The 14,083-nt window shown below is 72.6% G+C and carries 10 protein-coding genes and 1 pseudogene; 6 read left to right on the top strand and 5 right to left on the bottom strand.

Features of this window, described 5'->3' with window-relative positions; genetic code table 11:
- Window positions 1-409: pseudogene (locus tag ABT116_RS31285) on the bottom strand (malto-oligosyltrehalose trehalohydrolase); the annotation flags it as partial.
- Between the two features lie 173 nt (window positions 410-582).
- Between ABT116_RS31285 and ABT116_RS31280 the strand changes: the two are divergent.
- Both ABT116_RS31280 and ABT116_RS31275 read left to right on the top strand, forming a co-directional pair.
- On the top strand, window positions 583-1,134 hold the full coding sequence (locus ABT116_RS31280; protein WP_104778212.1) for an FHA domain-containing protein: 552 nt from the start codon (window positions 583-585) through the stop codon (window positions 1,132-1,134).
- A 170-nt stretch (window positions 1,135-1,304) separates the two neighbouring features.
- A complete protein-coding gene (locus ABT116_RS31275) occupies window positions 1,305-2,651 on the top strand; it encodes a M14 family zinc carboxypeptidase (RefSeq protein ID WP_351640701.1) in 1,347 nt (448 codons plus the stop codon).
- Between the two features lie 3 nt (window positions 2,652-2,654).
- Here the strand turns inward: ABT116_RS31275 and ABT116_RS31270 are convergent, their stop codons facing one another.
- The 3 genes from ABT116_RS31270 to glgX form a co-directional block, all read right to left on the bottom strand.
- Window positions 2,655-3,905, bottom strand: coding sequence for a M14 family zinc carboxypeptidase (locus ABT116_RS31270; RefSeq protein ID WP_351640699.1), 1,251 nt, complete (start codon window positions 3,903-3,905; stop codon window positions 2,655-2,657).
- 179 nt (window positions 3,906-4,084) lie between these two features.
- Complete coding sequence (treY, locus tag ABT116_RS31265) at window positions 4,085-6,454, bottom strand: malto-oligosyltrehalose synthase (RefSeq protein ID WP_351640698.1); 2,370 nt, start codon at window positions 6,452-6,454, stop codon at window positions 4,085-4,087.
- Window positions 6,455-6,561: 107 nt separating this feature from the next.
- Window positions 6,562-8,703 carry a glycogen debranching protein GlgX gene (glgX, locus tag ABT116_RS31260; RefSeq protein WP_351640696.1) on the bottom strand — a complete coding sequence of 714 codons (2,142 nt, stop codon included), beginning with the start codon at window positions 8,701-8,703 and terminating at the stop codon, window positions 6,562-6,564.
- A gap of 178 nt (window positions 8,704-8,881) precedes the next feature.
- Between glgX and ABT116_RS31255 the strand changes: the two genes are divergently transcribed.
- From ABT116_RS31255 to ABT116_RS31240, 4 genes are all read left to right on the top strand, one after another.
- The gene (locus ABT116_RS31255; protein WP_351640695.1) at window positions 8,882-9,712 is read left to right on the top strand and encodes a Tat pathway signal sequence domain protein; all 831 of its coding nucleotides are present in this window, start codon (window positions 8,882-8,884) and stop codon (window positions 9,710-9,712) included.
- Window positions 9,713-9,769: 57 nt separating this feature from the next.
- Window positions 9,770-11,095: a copper amine oxidase gene (locus tag ABT116_RS31250; RefSeq protein WP_351640693.1), complete on the top strand. Its 1,326-nt coding sequence runs from the start codon at window positions 9,770-9,772 to the stop codon at window positions 11,093-11,095.
- Between the two features lie 102 nt (window positions 11,096-11,197).
- A complete protein-coding gene (locus tag ABT116_RS31245) occupies window positions 11,198-12,439 on the top strand; it encodes a DUF5919 domain-containing protein (RefSeq protein ID WP_351640690.1) in 1,242 nt (413 codons plus the stop codon).
- A gap of 131 nt (window positions 12,440-12,570) precedes the next feature.
- On the top strand, window positions 12,571-13,293 hold the full coding sequence (locus ABT116_RS31240; RefSeq protein ID WP_351640688.1) for a 3'-5' exonuclease: 723 nt from the start codon (window positions 12,571-12,573) through the stop codon (window positions 13,291-13,293).
- 46 nt (window positions 13,294-13,339) lie between these two features.
- Here the strand turns inward: ABT116_RS31240 and ABT116_RS31235 are convergent.
- Window positions 13,340-14,083 (bottom strand): phosphotransferase (locus tag ABT116_RS31235; protein ID WP_351640686.1); only part of this gene is annotated, 744 nt, incomplete at its 5' end.

Here is a 14,083-nt window from a genome sequence, read left to right as displayed (position 1 = left end):
GGAAGGGGCACAACGGCATCAGCTGCACATGTGTCACGCCCAGTTCGGCGAGATGCCCGAGCCGCTCGGCGGCGGCGTCCAGGGTGCCCTCGGGGGTGTACGTCCCCACATGCAGCTCGTACAGCACCGCGCCGGGCAGGGGGCGCCCCCGCCACTGCGCGCGCCACGGGTACCGCTCGTGATCGACGACCGCGCTCAGCCCGTCGGGGCCGTCCGGCTGCCGCCGCGAGCGCGGGTCGGGCAGCACGGGCCCGTCGTCCAGCGCGAAGCCGTAGCGGGACCCGTCGCGCGCCTCGGCCTCGCCCCGCCACCACCCCGCCCGTTCCGGATCGCGATCCAGCACGCGAGTGACGTCGTCGCACCGGAGCGTCACCCGGCCGGCCTGTGGTGCCCACACCTCGAACTGCACGGACGGTTCCCCTTCGTCTGTTCACCGTGATGTAGCCCGTCCATGGTGCGTCAAAAGAGATCAATCCGCCGCCGCATCCACCCATTTGCGGCGGGTCTCACCGGATACGCGCGCGTGGCTGCCGATTTCCCGTTTTCTGGACAGCCCGGCCGCACTGCCCGACAATCACGAGCGTGACGTCGTCCTTCGAGTTCAACACGTCCCCCGCGCGGCTCTCCGACGCGGAGCGCGACCGGGTGCTGAAGGTGCTCCGTGACGGCGTCGCCGTGGGCCGCCTGTCCCACGACACGTTCGTCCACCGCATGGAACTGGCGCTCGCCGCCCGCCGCCCGGACGAACTCGCCGCGCTCACCGCCGATCTGCGCACCGAGAGCCGCCTCTCGCGCCTGGTGTTCGGCACCGTCGAGGCCGTCTCCGGCTTCTCTCTGCGGCTGCGCAGGGCCTGGCAGGCCGAGCGGCTGCCCAAGCTGCAGCTGCCCCACCCCTCCCACGGCCATCCGCTGCGCATAGGCCGTGACCCCGCCAGCGGACTGCGCCTCAACCACGAGACGGTCTCCCGCGTGCACGCCGAACTCCGTCACCAGGGCGGTCTGTGGGTCCTGCGCGACCTCGGCTCCACCAACGGCACGACGGTGAACGGCAGGCGCGTCGTCGGCGCGGCCGTCGTCCGCGAGGGCGACCAGGTGGGCTTCGGCCGGATGACCTTCCGGCTGTCGGCCGGCTGACCGGAAACGGAACCACGCCTCAGCCCTGGCCTGGGCCTTACCGAAGGCGGGTCCGGGGACGGTGGCCGAAATCCCATCGTGGTCCGCGGTGTTGACGGTGTTGACGTACCCCTCAAGTCGTGACTGACTGTGCGTACACCATCTACACCTGGTGAACTGACGGCACCGCATTGGGGAGGTGTGCCCTGCCGCCCCTGCTGCGCTACCCGACCGTCGACGAACTGGGTGCCCGGGCCGCCGCCCTCGTCGCCCGCCACCCCCGTGACGCCCGGCTGCGCCGGGTCGGCACCTCCCGCGCGGGCACCCCCATGTGGCTGCTCTCCGTGGGCCGCGGCAGCCGTCAGGCGCTGATCGTGGCCGGCCCCCACGCCAACGAACCGGTGGGCGGCGCCACCGTGCTGCGCCTGGCCGAGCGGGCCCTGGCCGACCCGCGGCTCGCCGAGGGCGCCGACGCCACCTGGAACCTGCTGCTGTGCCTCGACCCGGACGGGTCGCGCCGCAACGAGAACTGGCTGCACGGCCCGTACACACTCGGCCACTACGTCCGGAACTTCTTCCGGCCCGGCTTCCTGGAGCAGCCCGAGTGGCTGCCCGACGGCGCGGCCGGCGCCGCCCTGCCGGAGACCCGGGCCCTGCTCGACCTCCAGGACGAACTGCGCCCGTTCCTCCAGTGCTCCCTGCACGGCGTCGACATCGGCGGCGGCTTCGTCGAGCTCACCCACGACCTGCCGGGCCTGGACCGGCGCCTGGCCCACATCGCCGCCCGGCTCGGCATACCGCGCGAACTCGGCGCGTACGACGCCCTGTACTGGCCCGGCCTCGGGCCCGCCGTCTACCGGATCCCACCGCCGCGCCGCGCCGACCTGGTCGCGGCCATCACGGAGGCCGCCGTCGAGTCCACGTGGTTCCACCCGTACCGGCACGGCACCGTCACCGCGGTCGTCGAGGCGCCCATGTGGGGCGTGACGGCCGTGGCGGACGGCTCCGCGCCCGCGGACCGGGACGCCGTGCTCCGGGCCGTCAGCCGCACCCTGCGCCATGACACGGGCCTCTTGCGGCAGCTCCTGGGGCGGATCCGTCCGCACCTCGCCACCGTGCCCGACGCGGCCCGCCTGCTCGCCCCGGTCGACGACTACCTCCTGGTCTGCCCCGGCCTCGCCGACGCCTGGGACCCCGGCACCGGCGACAGTCCGGCCCACCCCCTCCCGCCGCTGAGCACCGCCCACCTGGTCGCCCTGCGCATCTCCGGGCGCCGGCTCGCGCTGCGCACCGCGGGACTGCTGCACCAGCTCCTACGGGCCGCCGGCCGTGACCCGGCCGGTGCGCTGCCGGAGCTGGACCTGCTGATCGACCAGTGGTGCGCCGAGTACCGCGACGGCTGCGGGGCGCGCTGGATCCCGGTGGCCCGCCAGGCGGAGTACCAGGCCCGCGTGGTACTCGCCGCGTTCGATCTGGCCGGGCGCCGCGCGCGGGCCCGCTCCGGCTCGGGCGAGCCGGTGCCGATGCAGCGGGACTGAGGCCTACCACGCCCTCTCGCGCGCGTGCAGCGCCGCCGCGACGACCGTGCGGGACTGGTGCTCCACCTGGTGCTCCAGGGGTACCCAGCGGGCGCGGAACCGTTCCGCGAAGGCGTCGCTCCAGGTCGACACGAGCCCCTCGAGCTGCTTCGCCGCCTCGTCGTCGGTCCCGCGCAGCACCCGCAACAGCATCGCCGCCGCCCGCAGCGGCACGCGGCGCGCGAACGCGTCCACGCTGCCGACGTACGCCCGGGTGAGGTCGGCGGGCGGGGTGTGCAGCAGGTCGGAGGCCAGCCCCGGCACCAGTTCGAGACCCCACCGGGCGGCCCGCAGCAACGGGCCGTCCAGGTCCGCCAGCCGGGGCAGCGCATGGTCGAGCACACGCGTGACCTCCAGTGCGTCCCGCTGCAGCCGGCGGGCCAGCAGCCCGATCGCCGCCGCCGGAGCCGGATGCGGAGCCGGGTCGTCCACCAGGTCGCTCGCCCACATCGGCACTTCCACCACCGCGGTCAGCCCGCCGTACCGGTGGGCGTGGTACCAGGTGCTGTGCCGCGCGTCGTCCGGCAGGCTCGGGTACGCCGGCCCGATCCCCGGCGCCGGCATGACGTGCACGCCCGGCCCGGACGCGGGCCAGCCGGCGGCGTCGGAGGCGCCGGTCTCCACCGGGATGTGCAGCTCGGCCGCCGACTTCGCGAACGGCTCCGCCAGCCCGGGCACGTCCCTCGTCAGCTGTACCCAGCTGCCGCCCAGGTCCGTGCCGTGCAGGGTGACCTGTAGGTAGGGGCGCAGCTCGTCGATGACGCCCGTCAGGGCCCGGGTCTCCGGCGGCAGCCGGTCCGGCGGCAGCAGGGACGGCGCCCACTCGGGCTGCTCCGGGCCCGCGGGCCGGAAGAACCCGAGGTGGTAGTCGAAGAGGCTGCGTGGCGCCGGCGTCACGTGCAGGCTCGCCCCGTCGGGGTCCGCGCACAGCAGGAAGTGCCAGGAGACGCCGTCGCGCAACTCCCGCTGCTCGAGGACCCGACGGGCGACTGCGAGCAGGGTGCAGGAACCGGTCGGCTCGTTGGCGTGGGCGCCGGCGACCACCAGTACGGCACGGCGGGAGCGGCCCACGGACAGCAGGTGCAGGGGCCTGCCCGCGCGTGAGACCCCCACCTGCCGCAGGGTGCACACGCCGGGGCGCTGAGCGGTCAACGCCCGGGCAGCTGAGACCTGTTCGGTCACCGTCGGGTAGCGCAGCTCCGGCAGGACACTCACCCCCGTCACATCCGCCCGAGTTCGCCATCGCAGTACCCCACGGCCATGATGCGGTGTCAAGGGCGCGACGGGGTGGTCCCCGGGGGGCGCCCGGAAGCATGGCCCCGGGCGCGGAGCCCGCGTCCGGTGCTGCCCCGTCGCGTCCGGCGACGTGGGCTCCTCAGCCGACCGCACGGCCCTCAGTCGCCCACCCTCTCCAGCAACGCCACCGGCACCCCCTCGAACAGCTCCTCCACGCGCGCGTGCCCCGAGAACTCGCGCCCCGGCGCCAGCACGTCCGCCCAGCGGCCCGGCGGCAGCTGCAGCCGGGTGTCCCGCCAGCCGCCGGCCTCCGCGAGCCGCAGGGACAGGCGGGTCACGGCCGTCAGCACCTCACCGGAGCGGACGAAGGCCAGGCAGTGCCCGGCCGCCGGTCCCTCCGCCGGCAACGCCATGTACGTCGCCGTGTCACCGAAGGCGCCGGGCCGCCGGGCCCGCAGCCCCAGCGCCGCCTTCGTCACCGCCGTCTTCTCCGCGGAGGTGCCGCCGGACTCCGCGGGCGGGAAGTCCACCGCCCGCCGGTTGTCCGGGTCGACCAGCGCCCGGTACTCGGCCTCCGTGCCCTGGTAGACGTCAGGGACGCCCGGCATCGTCAGCTGCACCAGGGCCGTTCCCAGCACGTTGGCCCGGATGTACGGCGCCAGCGACTCCCGGAACGCGGCGACCCGCTCGCCCGGCGCCCCGCAGGGCCCGGCCGCCACGAACCGTTCCACCGCCTCCTCGTACGGCGGCTCCTGTTCGGTCCAGCTCGTGTACAGGCCCGCCTCGCGCACGTGCTTCAGCAGCGCCCCCTGCACCCGCTCCCGCACCCCGGAGGCCGGCCCCAGCCCGAACACGGTCTGCCAGGCCGCCCACGCCAGCTGCGCGTCCGGCACGCCCTCCCCGGCGCGGGTCACTTCCGCGAGCACGTCCGCGAAGCGGTCCGGGCACTCGGTGAGCACGTGCAGCGCGGCCCGGACATCCGCGCTGCGCTTGGTGTCGTGCGTCGTGGCCACCGTCCCCGTGACGGGCCAGTCGCGCTGCACGCGCGCGCAGTACGCGTGGAACTCCTCCGGAGACAGCGCGGGAGCACCCGGGTTCCCGCCCACCTCGGTCGCCGACAGCAGCGGCACGTACCGGTAGAACGCCGTGTCCTCCACGGACTTGGCCCGCAGCGCCGACGACGTCTGCGCGAACCGTGTCCGGAACTCCACCTGGGCGGGCTCGTCGCCGTACCGCCCCAGCACCAGGTCCCGCACCACGTCCACCGCACCGGCCTCCTCGGGCACGGCGAAGGCGTGCCGGGCGTCGGCGGCGGCCTCCTCGGTGACCACGGACGCCGCGTCGGAGGACTCGTAGGGCCGGTAGACCTCCATCCGGACGAGAAGCTCCTGGAGGGCGGTACGCAGCGCCCAGGGGGCGCGGTCGCGCAGGGCAGGCTCCGGGGAGGTCGCGCACAGCCGGCTCGCCACCCGGGTGAGCCGGTCGGTCTCGGTGGCCAGCTCGTGCGTGAGGACCTTGTACGCCGCCCTGCGCACCGTCGCCTCCCACTGCCCGCCCCGGTCCGTCTGCGGGGCCGCGAAACGCCGGTACCGCCCCAGCAGGTCCCCGAACCCGGCCGGGTCCGTGAACACCCCGTCCACGTGCCGCAGGGCGTCGTAGCCGGTGGTCCCCGCGACGGGCCAGGACGCCGGCAGCCGCTCGCCGTCGGCGAGGATCTTCTCCACGACCGTCCAGCGGCCCCCGGTCGCCTCGTGCAGCCGCCGGAGGTAGCCGTCGGGGTCGGCGAGCCCGTCGGGGTGGTCGATGCGCAGCCCGTCGATCACGCCCTCGTGCAGCAGCCCGAGGATCTTGTCGTGGGTGGCCTCGAACACCTCCGGGTCCTCCACCCGCACCCCGATGAGCTCCGAGATGCTGAAGAACCGCCGGTAGTTGAGCTCGGTCCGGGCCAGCCGCCACCACACCGGGCGGTACCACTGCGCGTCCAGCAGATGCGGCAGCGGCAGGTCCTCGGTGCCCTCGCGCAGCGGCAGGACGTGGTCGTAGTAGCGCAGCACGTCACCGTCGACGCGCAGCTCGTCGAGCACCTCGCCCAGTGGTCCGCCGAGGACCGGCAGCAGCACCTGTCCGTCCTGCGCCTCCCAGTCGATGTCGAACCAGCGCGCGTACGGCGACTTCGGACCCTCGCGCAGCACCTCCCACAGGGCGCGGTTGTGGCGCGGGGCCATCGCCATGTGGTTCGGGACGATGTCCACCACCAGGCCGAGTCCGTGCTCGCGCGCGGTGCGTGCCAGCGCCCGCAGCCCCTCCTCGCCGCCCAGTTCCTCGCGCACGCGCGCGTGGTCGACGACGTCGTAGCCGTGCGTCGAGCCCGGCACCGCCTCCAGGACGGGGGACAGGTGCAGGTGCGAGACGCCGAGCGAGGCCAGGTACGGCACGACGGCCGCGGCTGCTCCGAAGGGGAACTCGGGCTGCAGCTGCAGCCGGTACGTGGCCGTGGGCACCACCGGGTCAAGTCGCTCAGGTGTCATGGAGACGTACGTACCCGCCCTGCCGCCGTTCGTGTCATCCCCCGCGCCAGGTGCGCCGCGCGTCGCCCGGACGAGTGGCTTTCCGGACGACGCGCACCGCCGGGCGGTCACACGGGCCGCTGCAGCACCGTCATGCTCCGGTCCGTCAGGGTCAGCCGGTCCCCGGCCTGCACCTTGGCGCCGGTGTCCGAAGGCACACCGGCCGCGAGGGCGGTGTCGACCACGACCTCCCACTGCCGCCCGTGGTTGACCGGAACCACGAACTCCAGCGGCTTCGGCGAGGCGTTGAACATCAGCAGGAACGAGTCGTCGGTGATGCGCTCCCCGCGCGCCCCGGGCTCGGAGATCGCGTTGCCGTTGAGGAACACGGTCAGCGCCGACGCCTGCGCCGAGTCCCAGTCCCGCTGGGTCATCTCCCGGCCGTCCGGGGTGAACCAGGCGATGTCGGACAGGTCGTCGTGCGTGCCCTCCACGGGCCGTCCGTGGAAGAAGCGCCGCCGCCGGAAGACCGGGTGGTTGCGGCGCAGCCACACCATGGCACGCGTGAAGGCCAGCAGCTCCGTGCTCGCACCGTCCTCGGCGTCCTCGGCGTCCTCGGTGTTCTCGGGCCATTCGACCCAGGACAGCTCGTTGTCCTGGCAGTAGGCGTTGTTGTTGCCGCCCTGGGTCCGGGCGAACTCGTCGCCGTGGCTGATCATGGGCACGCCCTGGGACAGCATCAGCGTCGCGATGAAGTTCCGCATCTGCCTCGCCCGCAGCCGCAGCACGTCCGGGTCGTCGGTCTCGCCCTCGGCCCCGCAGTTCCAGGAGCGGTTGTGGCTCTCGCCGTCCCGGTTGTCCTCCCCGTTGGCCTCGTTGTGCTTGTCGTTGTAGGCCACCAGGTCGTGCAGGGGGAAGCCGTCGTGGCAGGTCACGAAGTTGATCGAGGCCAGCGGGCGGCGCCCGTCGTCCTGGTACAGGTCGGACGAGCCGGTCAGCCGTGAGGCGAACTCCGCGAGCGTGCGCTGCTCACCCCGCCACAGGTCGCGCACGGTGTCCCGGTACTTGCCGTTCCACTCGGTCCACAGCGGCGGGAAGTTGCCCACCTGGTAGCCGCCCTCGCCCACGTCCCACGGCTCGGCGATCAGCTTCACCTGCGAGACCACCGGGTCCTGCTGCACCAGGTCGAAGAACGACGACAGCCGGTCCACCTCGTGGAACTGCCGGGCGAGCGTCGCCGCCAGGTCGAAGCGGAACCCGTCGACGTGCATGTCCGTGACCCAGTACCGCAGCGAGTCCATGATCAGCTGGAGCACGTGCGGGGACCGCATGAGCAGGGAGTTTCCCGTCCCTGTCGTGTCCATGTAGTAGCGGGGGTCGTCGGTGAGCCGGTAGTAGCGCGAGTTGTCCAGGCCCTTGAAGGACAGGGTCGGGCCCAGGTGGTTGCCTTCGGCGGTGTGGTTGTAGACCACGTCGAGGATCACCTCGATCCCGGCCTCGTGCAGCGCCTTGACCGCGGACTTGAACTCCAGCACCTGCTGGCCCCGGTCGCCCCAGGAGGCGTAGGCGTTGTGCGGGGCGAAGAAACCGATCGTGTTGTAGCCCCAGTAGTTGTTCAGGCCCATGTCGACCAGGCGGTGATCGTTCACGAACTGGTGTACGGGCATCAGCTCCAGGGCCGTGACCCCGAGCTCCGTGAGGTGCTCGATGATCGCTGGGTGCGCGAGGGCCGCGTAGGTGCCGCGCAGCTCCTCCGGCAGCCCCGGGTGCCGCATGGTGAGGCCCTTGACGTGGGCCTCGTAGATCACCGTGTGGTGGTACTCGGTGCGCGGGCGCCGGTCGTCGCCCCAGTCGAAGTAGGGGTTGACCACGACCGACGTCATGGTGTGCGGCGCCGAGTCGAGATCGTTGCGCCGGTCGGGGTCGTCGAAGTGGTAGCCGTAGACCTCCTCGCCCCAGTTGATCGAGCCGCTGATCGCACGCGCGTACGGGTCGAGCAGCAGTTTCGCGGAGTTGCAGCGCAGCCCGCGCTCCGGGGCGTACGGGCCGTGCACCCGGAACCCGTACCGCTGCCCCGGCATGATGCCGGGCACGTACGCGTGCCGCACGAAGGCGTCGCTCTCCCGGAGCTCGATCGCCGTCTCCGAGCCGTCGTCGTGCAGCAGACACAGCTCTACTCGGTCCGCGGCCTCCGAGAAGACCGCGAAGTTGGTTCCGGCGCCGTCGTACGTGGCACCGAGTGGATACGCCTCGCCAGGCCAGACCTGCATGGATACGACTCTTTCAGGTGTGCGGCGCCGGTGGGGACGCCTTGGTCCCGAGTCTCCCCGAAAGTGAGGGAACCTCCTATGACTTATCTCCCTCTTACCGAATGACCAGTGCATACGCGGTATGCAAACCAATGGGGCTGACACATACTCCCGGGGCTTGGGGGAGTAGGGGGAAGACGTGCGCAACATAGTGCACCGCCACCTGGGCAAGATGGTGGCCGGTACCGCCATCGCGGTGGCCGGGACCGCCGTGATGATGGCGGTGACCCTGCCGGGCACGGCGGGGGCGGACGACAGCGGCACCCGGGCGGGGCGGTCCGTCCCGCAGGAGGCCGGAGCTGCGGGGACGGGCGCCACGGGGCCGGGCGGCCGGGCCGTGGCGCCGGGGGTCGTCGAGGCGGCCCCTGCCGAAGGGCAGAAGGGCGAGGGCCGCGATCCGCTGACCGACGACGAGCTGGAGCGGGCCGAGAAGATCGCCCTCAGCCGGCAGCTGTTCCGGAGCAGCGAGAACGTGGACGGGGAACGCGGTCCGCAGCCCCTCGGCGTCGACCTCGCCGAACCCGAGGCCGACGAGGCCGGCAAGCCGGACGCGCCCCGCCGGGCCGACGTGACGTTCTACGACTACCGGGACGACACCCTCGTCACCCGGACCGTCGACCTCGGCACCGGCAAGGTGGTGGCGACCGGCACCCAGCACGGCGTCCAGCCGCCGCTGAGCCGCGCCGAGAAGGCCGAGGCGGCCGCTCTCCTGATCGCCGACCCGCTCGGCTCGGGCCTGAAGGCCGACTATCAGGACGCCACCGGCAAGGCGCTCACCTCCCCGGACCAGCTCCAGCTCAGCGGAGCCGTCTACCGGGCCGCGCCGGGCGCCCAGCCCGCCGTGCTCGACAAGTGCGGAGAGCACCGCTGCGTCCGGCTGTTCCCGAAGGTCAAGAACGGCCCGTGGGTCGACGCCCGGCAGCTGGTGATCGACCTGAGCGCCCGCAAGGTCGCCCGGCTCGGCCACTGACCCGCCCGCTTCACTCACCGTCCACCTCGCTCCTCCTCGTCAGGGAGTCATCTCGTCATGCGCGTGAACAGCAACAGCAAGGCCCGCACCCGCGCGGCCGTGGGCCTGACCGTGGCAGCGCTGGCCGCGGGCGCCACGGCCGGCGCGGGACCGGCCACCGCCCAGCCGAAGGCCGCCCCCGCCGCGCCGCCCGCCGCCGACTGCAGCGCCGCCTACCGCATCGAGCAGAAGCTCTCCTCCGGCACCACCTGGCGGATGTGCTGGCGCTACGACGGCAAGGCCGGCCTCGTGCTGGAGAAGATCTCGTACCAGCCCAAGGGCGAACCCAAACAGATCAAGGTCCTCAACAGCGCCCGCCTCGGCCAGATCCACGTCCCCTACGACGACGGCAAAGTCGAGTACGACGACCTCACCGGCTTTGACTTCGCCCAAGGCCTGATGAACCTGGCGCCGAGCGAGTGCCCCGGCGGCACCATCAAGACCGTCAAGGTTCCGGACTCCTGGAACGAGGACCCGAACGTCAAGGGCCTGTGCACCACCACCCGCTCCCGCGGCCACGCCTACCGCATGCAGGGCGACACCGCGAACAAGGTCTTCCAGGCCGAGGGCAAGGACCTCCTCGTCTACACGGTGAACCAGGTCGGCTGGTACGAGTACATGACCGAGTGGCGTTTCCAGGACGACGGCACGATCACCATGAACGTCGGCGCCACCGGCAGCCTGTCCTGGGACGACTACGACGCGGGCGACGGCCGTGGCTGGCCGATCGGCAAGGGCGCGAGCGCGGCCAAGGCCACCAGCCACAGCCACAACGCCTTCTGGCGGCTCGACTTCGCGCTCGACGGTTCCACGAAGAACACCGTCGAGCAGTACGACTCCACCGTCACGGCGCCCACCCGGGGCCAGCGCGCGCCCACCACCAAGACCACCCGTACCAAGGTCGCCAAGGAACTGGCCGGAGACAGCAAGAACTACCGCTGGTGGCGCGTGGTCAGTGCGACCGGCAAGAACAAGGACGGACACGCGCGCTCCTACGAGATCGTCCCCGGACCCACCACCAAGTACCCGGGCCGCAGCTACACCAAGCACGACGTGTACGTCACGCAGTACAACAAGTGCGAACTGTTCGCCAGCCACAACCCCGGCAACTGCGGGCCGGGCGCCGGGAAGAGCGTCGACAAGTGGGTGAACGGACAGGCCCTGACCCACCCGGTGGTCTGGACGAACATCGGCTTCCACCACATAGCCCGGGACGAGGACCAGCAGCCCATGCCCGTCCACTGGCAGGGGTTCTCCATCGTCCCGCGCGACGTCACCGCCATGAATCCGCTCACTCCGGCCGAGCTCGGCTGGCAGAACGGGCACTGGCGGCCCCGGGGTTGAGAACTACCCTGCCCATCCGGCTGCACCGCCGACCGCTCCCGGAGTACCCTTCCTTGATCGTTGACAAGGGCAGTGTGCGGGGGAGCGGAAGGCGGTGCGCGGGTGGGCTCGGGAGGGCTGGAGCTGCCCCCTGGTGACGAGGGTCACGAGGGGAACTCCGCAGACGTCCCGACCGGTGCCGTGTCCCTGGCGCGGCCGATGGACGCGACGGGCTCGATCGGCCCGGAACTGGACTGGGACGCCGACGCCTGGCGCGAGGTGCGCACCCGCGCCCAGCGGGCCGGCCGGGCCTACATCTGGCTGAACCTCGTCGAACAGCGGCTGCGCGCGGTCGTCGCCGCCGTGCTGCGGCCCGTCTACGAACCTGTCCACGGCGAGGACTGGGTGGTGGCCGCCGCCGGGCCGGCAGGCCAGGAGTGGGTCCAGCGTGCGGTGGCCGTCCGCGAGGTCAGCCGCCGCAAGGGCTATCTGCTCGACCCGGCCGACGACAACGTCCTCTCCTTCCTCACCCTGCCGCAGCTGCGCGAGCTGATGGTGCAGCACTGGCCCTGCTTCGAGCCGTACTTCGACGACCGCCGGGACGTCGAACTCGCCCTGGACGAGCTGGAGGTCACCCGCAACGTCGTCTCCCGCAACCGGGCCCTGTCCGAGGCCGTGCTCAACCAGGCCGAGCGGGCCTCCGCGCGGCTGCTGGAGATGCTCGGCGCGGGCGGTGACGTGCCCTCGGCGCGCAGGCTGCCGATCGACGCGGTCGAGGACCTGGTCGGCGACCGGTACGCCGACGTCGTCGCCGTCCACCCGGACCGGGTGCGGCTGATGCGGCAGTTCCCGGCCGAGGACATCTTCGGCGGGGCCCGCCGCCTCGACGCCATCGGCATCGGCCTCAACCTGCTCGTGCAGAACTTCTCCGGCCGGCGTCTGGTGCGGCTGGCGGAGTCCGGCTGCCGGGTCAGGCTGCTGTTCCTCAACCCGGCCTCCAGCGCGGTCAAGCGCCGCGAGCGCGAACTGGGCATCAAGCGCGGCGAACTCAGCAGGGCCGTCGAGATGAACATCCTGCACATGCGCCGGGTGCGTGCCCGGCTGCGCGACCCCGGCGCCTTCGAGATCCAGGTGTTCGACGAGACGCCCCGCTTCACGGCGTACCTGGTGGACGGCGACGGCGCGGACGGCATCGCGGTCGTACAGAGCTATCTGCGCCGCACCCGGGGCATGGAGGCACCGGTGTTCGTGCTGCGCAACGGCAGCAAGGTGGTCAAGTCGGGCGAGATGGACGAAAGCGGCCTCTTCCCCACCTACCGCGAGGAGTTCGAGGTGATGTGGGCGGATTCGCGACCGGTGTCATGAACTGCGCCCCGGTGCGCGGTGGTTCTCCGGCCCGCCGCCGGGCATGAGCGGAACGCGATCCTCTGATTGTCAGTGGTGCATGCGAAGGTGGTGACCACTGGGGGAACGCACCACAAGAAGGGGGACCGCCCATGGGCTGGCACCGGGAGCTGCTGGTCGGCTTCGACCTGGAGACGACGGGTACGGATCCGCGCGAGGCGCGCATCGTCACGGGGGCCGTGATCGAGGTCAGGGGCGCGGAGTCGATCGGGCGCCGCGAGTGGCTGGCCGACCCGGGAGTGCCGATCCCCGAGGACGCGGTGGCGGTGCACGGCATCAGCAACGAGCGGGCGGCGGCCGAGGGCAGACCGGCCGACCAGGTGGCGGACGCCCTCGCGGACGTCCTCACCTCCTACTGGAAGACGGGCGTACCGGTCGTCGCCTACAACGCGGCCTTCGACCTCACGCTGCTCTCCGCGGAGTTGCGGCGCCACGGGCTGCCGTCCCTGCGGGACCGCCTGGGCGGCATGGACCCGGCCCCGGTCATCGACCCGTACACCATCGACCGCTGGGTCGACCGCTACCGCCGCGGCAAACGCAACCTCGAAGCGGTCTGCGCCGAGTACGGCGTCGTCCTCGACGCCGCCCACGACGCCATGGCCGACGCCCTGGCGGCGGCCCGCCTGGCCGGGGCGATAGCCGACCGCCACCCCAAGATCGCCGGCCTGGGCCCGGCGGCTCTGCACCACCGCCAGATCGAGTGGTACGCGCAGTGGGCGGCGGACTTCCAGAGCTTCCTGCGCGGCAAGGGCGATCCCACCGCCTCGGTCGACGGGACGTGGCCGCTGCGCGAGTTGGCGGACGAGCCGGTCTGAGGGGGCGATCAGGCGGCTGGGCGGCAGGCGGTCAGGCGCCAGGCGGTCAGAACGGATACCACCGCACCGTCTCGTCCCCGTCCCTGAGGGACCTCACCCGCCGCTCGAACTCGGCCAGCGCCTTGGGGTTGCTCGGCGCATGCTGGGCGACCCACGCACAACTGGCCGTCTCCCGGGCCCCGCGCAGCACACCACAGCCCTCCCAGCCGCGTACGTCCCAGCCGTAGGTCCGCGTGAAGGAGGCGTACGCCTCGTCCGGAATCCCGTACCGGTCGTGGGACAGCGCCATCACCACGAGATCGTGCTCCCGCAGGTCGGCGGACACCGTCTCCAGATCCACCAGCACGGGCCCCTCGGGTCCGACGTGCACATTGCGCGGCAGCGCGTCCCCGTGGATCGGCCCCGACGGCAGATGTGGTGTGAGCGCGGCGGCCTGAGCGGCGAACCCGTCGCGCCGCTCGCGCAGATACGCCGCGTCCGCGGGATCGATCGCGTCCCCGGCGAGCCGCAGCCACCGCTCCACACCGCCCAGCAGATCGCGGGGCGGAAGTTCGAAGGGAGGAAGGGGCACGGCGTGCACGACCCGCAACAGTTCGGCCAAGTCCCGCGGCTCGGCGGGCCGTACGGCGTCCGGCAGCCGGTGCCACACCGTCACCGGATGCCCGTCGACCAGCAGCGCCTTCGGCTCGGCCGCCCGCACGGCCGGCACACCCGCCTCGGCGAGCCATACCGCGACGTCCAGTTCGCGGCGCGCCCGGCCGAGAAGTTCGGCGTCCCGGCCGACCTTGAC

The sequence above is a fragment of the Streptomyces sp. NPDC002130 genome (assembly GCF_040296465.1).
Taxonomy (GTDB): Bacteria; Actinomycetota; Actinomycetes; order Streptomycetales; family Streptomycetaceae; genus Streptomyces.
The sequence above is the reverse complement of the archived record's forward strand: the minus strand, read 5'-3'. Positions and strand labels throughout refer to the sequence as shown.

Excerpts from the sequence above, each read along its gene's own strand:
- ABT116_RS31240 (WP_351640688.1), top strand. The coding sequence starts at position 12,571 with ATGGGCTGGCACCGGGAGCTGCTGGTCGGCTTCGACCTGGAGACGACG.
- treY (WP_351640698.1), bottom strand. The coding sequence starts at position 6,454 with ATGACACCTGAGCGACTTGACCCGGTGGTGCCCACGGCCACGTACCGG.
- ABT116_RS31250 (WP_351640693.1), top strand. The coding sequence starts at position 9,770 with ATGCGCGTGAACAGCAACAGCAAGGCCCGCACCCGCGCGGCCGTGGGC.
- glgX (WP_351640696.1), bottom strand. The coding sequence starts at position 8,703 with ATGCAGGTCTGGCCTGGCGAGGCGTATCCACTCGGTGCCACGTACGAC.